Below are 14,006 nucleotides of genomic sequence, written 5' to 3'. Positions count from 1 at the left end.
AATGGCGTAGGCTCATCGTCGGAAGCAATCATCAAGGTCAAGCCTTCCGATACCCCAGAAGACCCTCACCTTCCTCGATAGTTGGTGAGGGTCTTCAGGTGTCGAGGGTTGCCGAATCGGCCATCCTCACGACGGGACTGTGCTCGTTTGCTCGCGCGCTCGCCGGCTGCGTCCAGCACGTTCCTCGCAGGCAGCGGACATCATCGCCATAACGGAGGCTGAGTTCACCGCCCCCGTCCTCGACCCGCGGGAATCGAGCCGGTGCCTGCACCGTTGTCTACCGCAGTACCGTCGACCCGACCCGCCACTCTCGCAAAGTCGTGCACCGCGGCCGACTGGATGCGCTCGAGTTCTACGGGTGACTCCGACGCCCCGGTCGGTCCTGCCTCCGGCTGCGAGTCCTTGCTGCCCAGCAGTTCCTGATTGATCGCCTTCTGCCGTTCCCGTAGTCCATCGAGGCGCTCCGCGTGCTCGAACGGCTTGCCCAAGCGTTGTGCGGAGCGTTCGCGTTCGGAGCGCTCGGTGGCCAGTCGGCTCGTCGCGATGTCGAGTCGCTTGTCCAGGCCGTTGACCGCGTTCTCGAGCCTGATCATCAGTCCTGCACCGCCCCTTTCCAGGGTCTTCTTGTCGACGGTGACGTAGAGGTCGCTGCTGATATCGGAGAACACCACCTCGACATGGACTTCTCGGCCGGTGGGTACGGTGCGAGCATCGAGGACGAAGCCGGCGATCTCCGCTACCCCTTGGTCGGAGAAGACTTTCCAGACCGAGCGGGGGTCCTGAGTCAGCTTGGACAGTCGTGCGGCGAGTGCGTCACCGGCCTCGCCGCGGTGGTCGAAGTATCGACCGTCGATCTTGGCGGCGAACGCATCACCCTTGGTCGGTGTCCGGTGCGCGATGGCTCGGGTGTAAGCATCGATCTCGCTTTCGAGGGCGGGGATGGCGTTGTCAGCATCGCGGATACGGATCTGCAGCATGGACTGGCTGCGTTGGTGGGCTCGGCGCAAGCGATCGAGTTTCGTGACCTCGATGTCGACTTCGGCCTTCTCCAGCACCAGCGGGTTGCCGCTGGCGATAGCGAGGGCCTCGTTGGCGTTGAGCGCCGCGTCGCCGATGTCGTCGATCTCTCGGGCGGTGAGCGAGCCTTTCAGGAACTGGTTGACCATGGCCGCCTTTCTCGACTGGGCCGCCCACATGCGGGCATCGAACGTGCCCTCGGTGACGGCGCGGGCAACAGCGATCTCAGCGTTCTGATTGCCCTGGCGGATGCCGCGCCCGTCGCGCTGTTCGATGTCGGCTGGCCGCCAGGGGCAGTCGACGTGCAGCATGGCGACCATTCGATCCTGGATGTTCACGCCGACGCCCATCTTGGATGTGGAGCCGAACAGGAATTGGATGCTGCCGTTGCGGGCCTTGGTGAACAGCGCCGCCTTGGCCTTGTCGTTCTTCGCGTCGTGGATGTAGGCGAACAGGTCCGCCGGCGCGCCCCGTGCGATGAGCCTGGTCTTGAGTTCGTCGTAGGCATTCCAGTCCTCGCCCGGCGTCCCCAGGTCGCAGAACGCCACGACGAGACCGCCGCGGCGAGGGTGGGGCTGGCCGTCGCGACCGAGGAAGACCTGGTCCTTGGCGGCTTGCCATTTGTCGAACATCCAGTCCGCTGCCGCTTCGAGCTTGAGGCCGAACTGATCCTCACCGACCTCGTCGTCCGGCTCGTGGCGCGACATCGCCGAATACAGCGCGACGTACCTCGCCGTGGCCGGACTCGGCGACTTCGCGTGGAGGTATCCGGCGATGGCACCTCCCTCCGCCACGTCCAACATCGGGCGGTCCTCGTGCGCCGAGACCGAGCGAGCGCCGAGACCGAGCGACTTGACAAGGCGCAGGTCAAGAGCGGCGGCACGACCGTCGGAGGAGATCTTGAGCATGTTGTCGCGCGCTGGGTCGACCGTGCGCGAACGCACCAGCATGGCTCGGTGCCCGAGATCGCGGACGTATTCGAGCTGGGTGTCGGTAGCTGGTACCGAGATGATCTCCGGTGCACGCTGCCCATCGGCACGACGGGCGAGCTTTGGCACCGGAAGATTCAGGTCCTCGGGCAGTTTCACATCGGCCGCGACGTGGAACATGCGTTGCAGCTCAGGCACATTGCGGAAGCCCACGAGCCGGGTCTTGAGGTTCCAGGAGTTTCCGTCGACCGACATCTCCAGCTCGGTCTTGGTCTTGCCGAAGGTGGCCGCCCACTCGTCGAAATTGCGGATTCCTGCCTCTTCGAGCAGGTCCGGGCGCAGGTAACGCTGCACCACATACACCTCGGTGATCGAGTTCGCCAGCGGGGTGGCGGTGGCACCGGTGATCGCCCGCCCGTTGTGCTTGTTCGCGAGATATTCGCGCACCATGTGCAGCTTCTGCGCTCGCTGGCTGCCCGCGATGGCCGCGGACTCGATCTGGGTGTCAGTGGCCAGATTCTTGAAGTCGTGCAGCTCGTCGACCACGATGTAGTCGATGCCGGTCTGCTCGAAAGTGATGCCAGGATCGGTGGGCCCCCCGAGCTTGCGCTTGAGCTTCTCCTCGGATTTGAGGATGGCGTTTTCGATGCGCTTGATGGTCGTGCGCTTGGCTCGACTGGCCATGAGCTCGGCCAGATAGGCACGGCGCGGCGCGATCTCGCGATCGAAGTACCAGTGCGCGGTCTCGCGGCTCACCTCGAGACGCTGGAAGCTGCCGCGTGTCAGGATGATCGCGTCCCAGTCGCCGGTGGCCGCGCGCGCGACGAACTGCCGCCGCTTCTCCCCGGCGAGATCCTCGGTGCCGGCGGCGAGGATGCGCGCCTGCGGATACGCCTGGAGGAATTCGCGGGCGAACTGGTCGAGCATCGAATTGGGCACCATGATCGCCGGTTTGTTCACCAGCCCAAGCCGTTTGAGCTCCATGACGCCCATCGCCATTTCCAAGGTCTTGCCCGCACCCACCGCGTGGAACAGTCCGGCGTTCGGCTCGGCGATCATGCGCGCGACCGCGGCACGCTGGTGCGGTCGCGGGGTGTAGACCCGCGACAGGCCGGGCAGGCTCAGCATCTTGCCATCGGCCTCGTAGTTGCGCAGCACCAGATTGTTGAAGCGCCGGTTGTATTCCTCGCTCAGCCGGGCGGCCCGGACCGGGTTCTCCCACACCCATTCGGAGAACCGCTCGTTGAGCTGCTCGGCCTTCTCGTTGGCGGCTTCGGTCTCGGTCGGGTTGGGGATGCGCGCCTCACCGTTCTCGTCCGGGTCGTAGACACGGATCGGGGATTGGCGCAGCAGGGCCTGAGCGAGTTTGGGCGCCGGGACGCGGGAGGTGCCGAATTCCTGAGTCGACAGAACGCCACGACGACCGCCGGTGACCTTCCACTCCCCCGCCTTGGTGTGCTCGACGGTGATCGTGTCGTCGTTCAAGATTTCGTTCAGGAACGCCTGCACATCGGGCGCTTCGATCCACACCGCGCCCAGGCGGGCGTCGATCTCGGCAGGGCCGAGGTCAGGCGGGATGACCGCAGTCAGGGCGGTGACATTGTCGCCATAGGTTTCCGGATCCGTAACGGCCGCCTCGCGGGCCCGCTCGAGCCGGACTCGGACGTTGCCGGACAGGTATTCCGGCGCCGGGACGAAGCGTCCGTCTTCAGCGGGGTCGGGGTAGATCAGACCCCGGCATTTGACGCGGGCCTCCTCGTCTTCGACGCCGAGCAGGGTGGCGATGACCGGCAGGTCGATGTGACCGTGGGTGTCCAGGCAGATCGCCACCGCGTCCTCGGCGGTGTCCGCGCCCAGCCGCGGGCTGCGCGGCGCGACCACACGCTGGCGCATGATCGCCATCTTCACCGCGGTGTCGGTGCTGGTGTCGTAGTCCTCGAGCGCCAGCACGACCGGGGCGTGCGGGTCATCGCGGAACAACCGCATGACCGGGGGCCGACGTACCGACATCACCGGTTCGCCCGCGTCATCGACACGGCCGGTCGGATGCCAGGTGCACCGGTTGATCGCCCCGAACCGCCCGGCGTAGCGGTCGTAACGCTGGTTGAGCTGCGCGCGCAGTGCCTCGATTTCGGCGGAGTCCTCAGCCGTGGCGGCCTCGTTCTCGAGCAATGCGACCGCGATGTCACGCAGACCCAGCAGTGCGCGCAGCTCCTCGGCCTGGGTCGTAGGGACCGACAGCTCTTCGTAGATATGGTCGCTGCTCAACGCCTCGAACCCGCGTGCCGAGGCTCGCAGGTGGCCGGGGAATTCCTTCGGGTCTCCCGGCGCCGAGGCCGCCACGCGCCGCTCGCCGGGAGCCATGTCACGGGGCCAGTGGCTGATGCCCTCGGACAGTGCCTGGGAGACGATGCGCTCGAGCGCGGCCCCGAGCTGCTGCTCCAGGTCACCGTGCCCGAGCACCTCCACCGCCAGGCCGCCGTACATGCTGGTGCCCGCATGCAACGAGCCGAGCACCATCTCCGGGTGATTGAGGAAATACTCATTGACCAGGACTGTTTCGGTCTCTCCTTGTCCCCGTGTGAGCGGAAGCTCGGCTTTGACCGCCAGCTCGAACGGTCCATTCAACTGGCGTGCCTCGCCATCACGGCGGCGCAGGATCAGGATGTCGGTGAGCGCGTCGGTGCCCGCCACCCGTCGATGCGCGCCGTTGGGCAGCCGGATCGCGCCGAGGAAGTCGGCCTTGGCGGCGATTTCGCGGCGGGCGGCCGGATTCTGGCTGTCCATCGTGAACGAGCTGGTCACCACCGCGACCACACCACCGGGCTTGACCAACGCCAGCGATTTCAGGATGAAGTGGTTGTGCAGGGCGTGCTCGCCGGTGTTGTGGACCGGGTCGCGCAGCCTCGTCGAGGAGAAGGGGACGTTGCCGATCGCGGCATCGAAATATCCTTCCAAAAAGCGGGTTTCGGCGAAGGACTCGATGCGGATGTCGGCGTGCGGGTAGAGGGCCTGCGCGATCCGGGCCGTGGTGGCGTCCAGCTCGACGCCGGTCATGCGGACCGATTCGGGGGCGCGGCCTATGAATGCGCCCGCGCCGCAGCCAGGTTCGAGCACATGGCCGGTAGTGAGCCCCAGGGTCTGGAGGTGGGACCACATCGCCTGCACGATCATCGGGTCGGTGTAATGCGCGTTGAGAACGGTGCGGTTGGCTTGCTTCCAGCCTTCCTTGCCGATCAGGTTCCGCAGCGATTCGGCATCGACGCGGAACTCGTCCCGTTCCTTATCGAAGATCTGCGGCACCGCACCCCACGAGGTCCACTTCGCCAGTGATTCCCGCTCGGCGGGAGTCGGTTCACGGCTGTCACGTTCGAGAACCTGGAGTGTCTGGATCGCCGCGAGATTCGCCTCGATTCGCCGCTGCGGTGATCTGGGGACGTCCACATCGGGTGCAGGAAGCCGTTCACTGCGCCGGAATCCCGCGTTCAGCGGGCCGGACACAGCGGCCCCTACTGCTGTAGCCGCCTCGGTTCGGGGTTGTGTCGCTGGCGACTGGTCGGTGGTGACCGGCACGGCCCTCGGTGCCTGCGGCTCGGACAGGGTAGGGGCAGGGTCCGCACCGTCGGAGCCTGCTGATGGCGATGCCAGCGCGGTCGAACCCTGCTGAACCTCCGATGATTCGACAGGTGTTGCGTGCTCGGTCGGCCGTGTTGTGTCCGCGTGACCGGAGGCGAGGGCGGCGGTGTCGGAGGTGGTCGCGGCGCCGGTCTCGGTGAAGGGTAGGCCGAACCTGGTGAGCGAGGCTCGCAGGTACCCGACGCGGCGGGTGCGCACGGCGAGGTCGGTCGCCCGCCGCTGGTACCAGAACTTCTGGGGGCGTGACCACTGGAATTTGGCGTCGTGCAGGGCTTGGCGGAGTTGCAGGTTCGCTTTGTCGGTGTTGCGGACCAGCGTGCCTTCTGCGGTGTGCTCGATGAGGATCCGCAACGGAGTCGTCGCGTCCTCGACCAGGGCTGCGGGTTCTGGCGGATCAGTTCTCGGGGTATCGAGATTCGTTTCGGTCCTGACGTTTTCAGCCGTGGCGGGGATCGTCGGCGCGGGGTGCTCAGCCAGATGGGCACGAATCCGAGGCATGACTTCGCGCACGGGTAGCGCTTCGGTGATCGGCGCCGCATCGGCAGCGGCGGGGTGGACGATCCACTGGCCGCGTTGGGGTTCGAGAAGGAAGGTGTGTTCACCGACCACGATGTGTGCCCGTCGACCGTGCACTCCGTCGAACCGTTCGTGGGCCGATAGCCCGAGTTTGTCGACGAACCCCGCCAAGCGCTCAATGCGTGAGCGCATCTCGACGTAGTCGCTGGCGTCGGCGGGGTTGGTGAGCTGAGCCTGGTCGAGCAGCGTGCGGGCTTGTTCGAAACGTCCCGCGCGGAGGTGCTCGACGGCGGCGCTGACCATCGGCCCTGCGGCGTGCGCGCGGTCGTACTGGCGGGCTTGGACTGAGACGGGTGTCTCGTCGTAGAGGTCGGGGTGGGCGCGCAGGTAGCACTCGACCCACAACCAGGTCGGCCCGAATCGTTCTCCCGCCGACAGCGCTTTCAGCGGCCCCTCGGTGAGGTATCGCGGGGCGGTGGAGGGGTTGAAGATGTCGGGTGGCCGGTTGTAGCCACCGTAGGAGTACGCCTCGTCCTCGATCGTGCACCGCAGCGTGGCCAATTCGACCGAACTGAACATCGCATCGGCCCGTGCCAGACGCTCGGCTTCGCCGCCGCTGGTCGCGGTACCAACCTCGCGGAGGCGAGTCCGCTGCGCGTCACCGCCAGTGGACTCGCCGCGAGTGGCTTCCCACACCTGCACGCCGTCGATGAGGTAGTCCCGTTCACCGACGGTGACGATGGTGTCCTGCGTGCTGGAGCCGAGTTCTACCGCGTCGGCCGCGCGGCGTCCTGCCTCTCCAGGATCAGCGCCAGCTGTTCGCGCTTCTGCTGGGCGGTCAACTCGTCGTGATCGCTCAGCATCCAGTGGACCTCCTCGACCAGATGCGGATACCGGCGATCCCACTCGCTCGCCTCCGGGCTGCCCGGCTCCATCTCCAGGCGCTGCTCCACCGCTCGCTCCTCCTGCTGCATCACCAGCAGGTCGCGCTCGGTCCGGCTCGGTTGCGGGTCGTCCTGGTTCTCCGGGGGCATCGAGTACAGCAGCTCGGCCAAGGCCATCTCCGTCGCCTGGGCGCGCACCGTGTTCAGTGTCCCCACCCGTTCCAGGTAGTGCTGTCCGGGGGTGATCGCGTCGGTTTCCAGCCGGGTCGAGATCTGCTCGATTCGCTGACTGATCTGGTCTGCCAGCTGTTGGAAGTGCGTCTGCGGGTTCTCCAGCAGCTGCGTCGTTCGCGGCAGGTATGTCGTGTAGTAGGTCCTGACCTGGTCGATGATCATCGCGTTCATTGTCCTTTCGGTGGTCGACGGTCGAGGGTGTCGGGTTCGGGTCGCCCCATAGCGCCTCCAGGCTCAGCTGGTCTTCGCTGATCTGCATTCTTCGCGGTCGCCGCGCCATGGTCGCCTCCGTGTTCGACGGCGGGGCGGCGCATCTCACCAGCCCCAATGGTTCCGTTGTTGCTGATGTGTCGAGGGCATCCACCTGGGACGATCGCCCCAGCTGAACTCGATACACTCTAATGTATCGAAAGACTCGATAACATCTGGAGCGCTTCAGACCACCCGGTGGCGCTCGGCGTTTTAGATGTGATCGGGCTATTGGATACACTGGAACCATCGGAATTGCGGTGAGAAGCCGACCGGACCGGGATGCGCGTTCTACCGTCGAGAGGGAAGGGAACCGTGGCCGACGCACAGTCTGACAAGACGGAGAAGCAGACCAAGGGCAGGACGAACTTCTCCTGTAGCAACGAGGTCTGGTCCGAGGCGAAGAAGCAGTGGCAGAAGCAGATTCGCCAGTTCCCCACCTGGGCAGGATGGCTCGATGCGGCCTTCGCGTCGAAGACCGCGCGCAAGCGCGCGGAGTTGGGGTTGACCGAATACGAACCCGCCCCCGACCGCCTCCCTCCCGGTCGACGCGTTCCACCTGAGCAGGCAGGCACCCGACCCCGCCGCTCGTACAGCGGCGACACGAAGATCATGGCCGACGCACGAGCCACCTGGTGGGCCGAGGCCGAGCTCTACCCGGCGTGGTCGGACTGGGCCGAGGAGGCCCTGGCCGACCAACTCCCCCGACGGGAGACAACACCCGCCACCCCGATCGAGTCCGCCGACACGGTCGCGGCACCCTAGCGAAAGAAACCGCACGTACTCCCGGGCGCTCCACGTTCTTGTAAGAACTTGGAGCGCCGAGGGCGTTTCCAGCCGGTACACCATCGGATCGACACCCCGACGAGACCGCCCGCACCAGCAAGTCCGACAAGAGCAACACATCGCCGGCCGTCGAACGCATCCGCGCGCCCCACCCATGCATCCGAACCCGCCGGCGGCCCGACTCGCACGACCGAGCGCAAAGACCGGGTTTCAAGCCGTTGACCAGGACGAACCTGGCGAACATCGATCAACCGGATCAATGTTTAGATTCTTTCGATACAATCGAGTCTCTAGCATCAACAGATGCCAGAGCTTCTGAGCGCGAGCCCAGCAACCGGCCAACCCTCGACAAAGGACAGAGATCCGATGCCCGATCCACTCATCTCCACTGACCGCAGGACCCCGGAATCGGTCACCATGACCGCCCGCTACCTCGAGGCAGTACTCGAGCACGCACACAACGCCGCGAACGCCACCTCCTACATCGACATCGACGAGCACGGCGCGCTTGTGCGAATCAGCCCCGACGACGGCTCCGCCGAAGCCGTGGCCCGCGCGGACAACGCGCTCGCGCACTACCTGCGCGAGCATCGCGGCGTACTCGGCGCCGACCCACGGTGGCGTGCGCACTACGACGATTTCGATCGGGCCGATGCCCCAGATACACATTTGGACGCCGGAGAGCGGCGAGATAGCTTGCCCCAGGGGCAATCTCGCCACCGCGACGACCACGATTCGACTGCCCGACGCCATGCCCGCCACATCGAGAAGCTGATCGCCGCCAGTGCGCGAGGGACCGACGCGCACATGATCGCCAGCGACCCGTTCACCTTCCGCACCGCCCCGATCACCGCAGCAGTGCCACCGGCCGCCGTCGCACGGCGCGGCCGATGAACATCCGGTCGCACAACGCCCGCTTCGCCAGCAATTCCCTCGGCACCACGGCGTTGACCTTCCTCCAGGAGTGGCCCGATGCGGCTCGCCAGGCCCAGTGCGCCTGCGCATGATCTCATCCGATCAGCGAACCCTCGGCAATGCCTTTGGATGCTTTCGATACATTAGAATCACGCTCCGGCGATCGGCCGGGCGATGAACGAAGGAAGAGGTGGTCGGCCATGTCGATCCTGCTGATATACCCGGCCGTTGCCATCCTGATCACGGTCATCGTGATCGCCGTGAAGTACCGACGCCCCAACCCGGGGTCATCCCGAGCACACAGAAGGCCGGGCCGCGTGGCGCGGGGAGTCGCGGGCGGCCTGGCGGGCGCAGCAGTGGGGATGACGTTGGCGAGTCTGCTGGGGCAGACCAAACGCCACTGAGCCGATCGCCCGGTGGGGGCTAAGCCCTTCACGACGACGTTTAGCTGTTTTAGATACTTTCGATACCCGAGCAACTGTGGAGGTGTAGGCCGTGGCCGGTACATCCGCCTCGCGTGCTTCGTTCGCCCGAATCACACGCGCTCTCGACGAGTGGGCGTTCGAGCACAACCGCCTGCCCGGCCCATCGTCTCAGCGCGGGCAATGGACGATGTACCGCTGCCCTGCGCACGAAGACACAGACCCGAGCCTGGGGTTGATCCACAACGAGGACAAGGCCAAGACCATCGTGCGGTGCTTCACCGGCTGCCCCGACACGCAGGTCCTGGCCACCATCGGACTGCCCGGCAACGCGATCTGGGACAGGCAATGGGTCCGAGAGCCTGGCACACCACCTCGCCCTCGACCGCCTCGACCCGAGTCGCAACCGGATCAGCGGCGTGCACGTCATCCGGCGAAACCGTCGAAGAAGCGACGTCTCGGCAAAGTCGTCGGCCCCCGCTACCAGGCCGCGACCTACTTCTACACCGACCAGCGTGGCCTTCCGCTCGGCGAAGTCGTGCGAATACATGTCCCACACGAACGTGGCATCCACAAGATGTTCTTCCAGCGCAGGGTCGACGCCGGCGGCCGGTGGCACAAGGGCGGTTTCGCCCCGGTGCTCTACCGCCTTCCCGAAGTGGCACAGGCCATCGCCGACGGTGACGAAATCTTCCTCGTCGAGGGCGAAAAGGACGTGGAACGGGCGCGCGGGGCGGGCCTGGTCGCCACCTGCAACGCGATGGGGGCGGGTGCCTTTCGGCACGCCCACGCCCGCCAGCTCGCCGGTGCGGCGCGGGTGGTGATCGTGGCCGACCGCGACGAGGCTGGCTACCGCCACGCCGCCTACGTCAAAAGGCTCTTGATCGGCCTGGTGCGGGAAGTGGTGGTCGTGGAGGCTGCCACCGGCAATGACCTCAGCGACCATTTCGACCTCGGTCACGACTTCGATGAACTCGTGCCGGTCACCGAAATCCAGCTCGACCAAGGCTTCCCGACTGCCCAGGCAATCCTCGCCGAGGCCGAGAACACCCTGAAAGGCGCGTTTCGGCGCTTGTTCGACCCCGAGACCGGGTGGCGGTGGGTGTTGGCCCCAGAGATCGGGGCCGACTCCGCGATCGAAACCGCGGCGACCCGCGCGACAGACAACCAACAGATTTCGGAGCCAGCCATGCCACTAACCGAAACGCCACACGACGGCGTGGAGATCACCGTCTACACCAAACCTCAATGCCCGCAGTGCGACGCCACCAAACGCACGCTCGACAACCTCGGGTTCGCCTATCGGGTCGTCGATCTCGGCCAGGACACCGATGCGCGAGAGCGTCTGTTGAGCATGGGATTTCGTGGCGTCCCCGTGGTCGAAGCCGGAAACGTTCGGTTCACCGGATTCCGCCCCGACAAGCTCGAATCGCTGTCCGGCGTGCTGCGCGCCGACGTCGTGGCAGAACAGGAGGCGGCTGCTGTGCAGCCGGGGTTTTCTCACCCCGGCGCGGCAGACCACCTGAGCGTCGAAACAGTGCGCAACTGGGCCGCCCCGTATTTGCAGAGCGCCCAACGGAGGGGAGAGATCCCGGAACTGGGCTCGCCGCAATGGGCCTCGCTTCCCAACGGCGATCCCCGCAAGACCGGAGCGGTGGTAGAGGCGGCCATGCGCTACGTACACCAAGCCAGCGCACCCGAACCGGCAGTCTCGCCATCTCGCAGTCAGGGCGCAGATGTTGCCGCAGCGCGCGGTGATGGCCGACGGCCACCCTTTGCCGCTCCACAAGCGGCGCGCCGTGGTGAACAGTCGCTGCGGGCCGCCAGCGGACCGTTGACCCCGATCGCCACGACAACGGCTTTCGCCGGCACCACGCTGCCCCCGGCAGCGCCAACCACAACCACCCCAGCACCGCATCGCAGCGGTCGCGGGCGTTGAACAAGGAGCAGATCAGAATGAACGCCACCACCGATCGGTCGGCCCCTGCCTCTGGGCCCTGGACACCAGTGCTCTCGCCTGTACAGATCTCCGAACCCACGCCGGTGCCCGAACCCACGCAACCCGTCGAGGCGACGCGGGGCGCCAACGACACAGATCCCGAGCCGACACGCCGTCCCAGGAATCTGATGCTGGGGATCTCGGCGGCCGTGGGTGCGCTCGGTCTCGGCGCGCTGGCGCTGGGGCTGAGCACTGCTGGGCGGACACACACCGCACTTCCCGTCCTGCCGAGTGCCACCCCGACGGTGGCGACAACGACCACGACGAACTTTCTGTCGGGCGGCCCTTGCCCGAACACCGTGGAGGGCAACGTGTATCGCGGCAACGGGCCCGGCGGCACTGCCAGTGGCGCTGCGGCGGTTTTCGCCTTCCAGCACGCGTACTACGGAGCACGCTCGGGCGATCAGGTCCGCGCCTTGGTGCTCCCGGAGTCCCCGATGCCCTCGGCGGCAACGATCCAGAAGGGCATCGACACCATCCCCGTCTCCACGGTCCACTGCCTGACGATCACCCAACAGCAACCCAACCACTACCTTGTGGACGTGCTCGAACGTAGGCCCTCCGGCGAGACGAAAACCTACCGCCAGAACGTCACGACCATCGACCGCGACGGGCGCACGTTCATCGACACCGTGAGCAGCGCCGAGGCCGAGCACCCCGAGTGAATTCCGCTGGCGTTAGGCATCGTTCCTCTGCTCAAAAGCAGCCATGAAGCCCGCATCGGTACGTTGAGGATGCAAAGGCGGCGGCTGGGGGTCGCGCTGCGCCGAGATGATGCCCGCAACCATCAACGCCGCAGTTCAGCGGCGTTCTTCGGGAGTCGGACGTAGCGGCCGAGCTCAACCATTCGCCGCATGGCCTCGAAAGCGTCCCGGTCGCTGATCAACCCTTCCACGACAGCGGCGTTCATCAGATGAATGGTCTCGCGCGTGGTGATCCCGCGCATCTGCGCGTACCGCACCGCTTCGCGATCATCGGAGATCCACCACGCTCCGACGAACCGCCCGGATTCGGCGATGAGAAAACACGTCTGCGACTCGCCGAGGTGTTGCAGCGGCTTGTCCTCGCCACCGCCGAACACCGCACGGCGAATCTGTTCGACCCGACGTACCTCGGCCTCGTCATCGATCTCGATGGGTTCGCCTAGCCAGCCCCCGCTCAGTGCCGCCGCCAGCTTGGGCAAGTACGCCGCCGATCGCCGCGCCTCCTCGGCAACGGCCTCAGCCCATCGCCCGTCGCCGTTGAGGATGGCACGAAGCAGACCGACGCGGTCGACAGCCGCGAAGTTGCAGAGCACCGTGTTGTCAGGAAAGACGAACTCGCTCACGAGGTTTCGAAGCTCCCCCCTTGCGCCTCCAGCGACTGGCGCAGCTCATCGACGTCCAACTCCAGGAGGTTAGCGTATGGCCGTAGAGTGGAATTGCCGCTCTGGTAGGCGGCGAAGGCGTCACGGATCAACAGCCGTGGCGGCCTGATCTGGGCCGCGGCGGCAACCCGCATCGCGAGGACGTCGTCTTGACCCGCGAGCGCGGCGGCGTTGGCGGCGGTCATCGATTTCCAGGGTTCGGCGACGCCGGCGTCGATGAACCGAAGCGACTGCAAACGAAGCGCGAGCGTTGAGGGCGTGACCATGAGGTCGCAGGCCAGCTCGGCGAACGATTCTGTGGTGATTCCGCCATCGACGCGGGTGCGTAACAGATCCTCAGGCATCAGGAACTCGGCCGCGAATGCATTGGCGCACTGCTCACTTGGTTGCCTGCGCTGCGCCTTGTCGAAGACATCGTTGTCCAGGTGCAGACCCTGGTCGTCGCCTGCGAACAGGTGGCACAGTTCGTGTGCGAGGGTGAACCGCTGCCGTGCTGGGACGTGGGAGGTCGCCAGCAAGATGATCCGGACATCAGCGGAGGCGGCGGCCATGCCGTCGAAGCCCGAGCCCAGTGCGGCCACGGCGACGTCGGCACCGAACACGTCTTCGATCAACGTCGCCAGATCCGGCTCGGTCACCGACCGCGAGCATTCGGCGAGTCGGGTCAGCGCAGCGGCCGCGAGCCGCTTGCCGTGTTCGACGTACCCGCCGGACTCGACAACCTCCACTGGTCGCCAGGGTTGTGGATATCCCAACAGGGCGAGGTCGTCGCGTGATCGGCTGTACTGCTTGGCGATACGAACGGCTTCCCCGGCGCTCCCGCCGGTGGTTCGCGCGGCGACCGCCAGGGCCGGCTCCACACCGGCCATGAGCCAGTCCACCGTCACACCGTTGGCGTCGGCGATGCGCGCGAGGTCGAGCGAGGAGAAACGACGTGCGCCGCTGAGCGACTTGGACAACTTGGAATCGTCCAATCCTATTCGGCCAGCGAAATCACGCTGATTCAGGCCGGACGTGCGAATAAGCTCGCGCACGCGGTCGGGAATCTCAGAC

General features: G+C 66.1%; 9 protein-coding genes. 5 read left to right on the top strand and 4 right to left on the bottom strand.

Translation table 11 applies throughout. The features are described from left to right. Positions 1–224 precede the first annotated feature (224 nt). On the bottom strand, positions 225–6,677 hold the full coding sequence (locus ACWEVR_RS13705; RefSeq protein WP_452467198.1) for a helicase-related protein: 6,453 nt from the start codon (positions 6,675–6,677) through the stop codon (positions 225–227). A 188-nt stretch (positions 6,678–6,865) separates the two neighbouring features. Further along, positions 6,866–7,378: a hypothetical protein gene (locus ACWEVR_RS13700; protein ID WP_452467197.1), complete on the bottom strand. Its 513-nt coding sequence runs from the start codon at positions 7,376–7,378 to the stop codon at positions 6,866–6,868. A gap of 402 nt (positions 7,379–7,780) precedes the next feature. Here ACWEVR_RS13700 and ACWEVR_RS13695 point away from each other — a divergent pair, with 402 nt between their 5' ends. The 5 genes from ACWEVR_RS13695 to ACWEVR_RS13675 all read left to right on the top strand — a co-directional run bounded on the left by ACWEVR_RS13695 (position 7,781) and on the right by ACWEVR_RS13675 (position 12,252). After that, positions 7,781–8,230, top strand: a complete 450-nt coding sequence (locus ACWEVR_RS13695; RefSeq protein WP_452467196.1) for a hypothetical protein — start codon at positions 7,781–7,783, stop codon at positions 8,228–8,230. Positions 8,231–8,617: 387 nt separating this feature from the next. After that, a complete protein-coding gene (locus ACWEVR_RS13690) occupies positions 8,618–9,145 on the top strand; it encodes a hypothetical protein (RefSeq protein WP_452467195.1) in 528 nt (175 codons plus the stop codon). A gap of 221 nt (positions 9,146–9,366) precedes the next feature. Continuing rightward, positions 9,367–9,570: a hypothetical protein gene (locus tag ACWEVR_RS13685; protein ID WP_452467194.1), complete on the top strand. Its 204-nt coding sequence runs from the start codon at positions 9,367–9,369 to the stop codon at positions 9,568–9,570. Between the two features lie 595 nt (positions 9,571–10,165). Further along, complete coding sequence (locus ACWEVR_RS13680) at positions 10,166–11,527, top strand: glutaredoxin domain-containing protein (protein WP_452467193.1); 1,362 nt, start codon at positions 10,166–10,168, stop codon at positions 11,525–11,527. A gap of 17 nt (positions 11,528–11,544) precedes the next feature. Then, positions 11,545–12,252 (top strand): hypothetical protein, encoded by a 708-nt coding sequence (locus ACWEVR_RS13675; protein ID WP_452467192.1) that lies wholly within the window; start codon positions 11,545–11,547, stop codon positions 12,250–12,252. Positions 12,253–12,374: 122 nt separating this feature from the next. Here the strand turns inward: ACWEVR_RS13675 and ACWEVR_RS13670 are convergent, their stop codons facing one another. Together ACWEVR_RS13670 and ACWEVR_RS13665 are read right to left on the bottom strand one after the other, a co-directional pair. Further along, complete coding sequence (locus ACWEVR_RS13670) at positions 12,375–12,914, bottom strand: hypothetical protein (RefSeq protein WP_278262833.1); 540 nt, start codon at positions 12,912–12,914, stop codon at positions 12,375–12,377. Beyond that, a complete protein-coding gene (locus tag ACWEVR_RS13665; RefSeq protein ID WP_452467191.1) occupies positions 12,911–13,912 on the bottom strand; it encodes an ImmA/IrrE family metallo-endopeptidase in 1,002 nt (333 codons plus the stop codon). Before ACWEVR_RS13665 ends, ACWEVR_RS13670 begins: the two co-directional genes overlap by 4 nt. Between the last annotated feature and the right edge of the window lie 94 nt (positions 13,913–14,006).

Source organism: Nocardia sp. NPDC003979 (genome assembly GCF_053605015.1).
The sequence above is the reverse complement of the archived record's forward strand: the minus strand, read 5'-3'. Positions and strand labels throughout refer to the sequence as shown.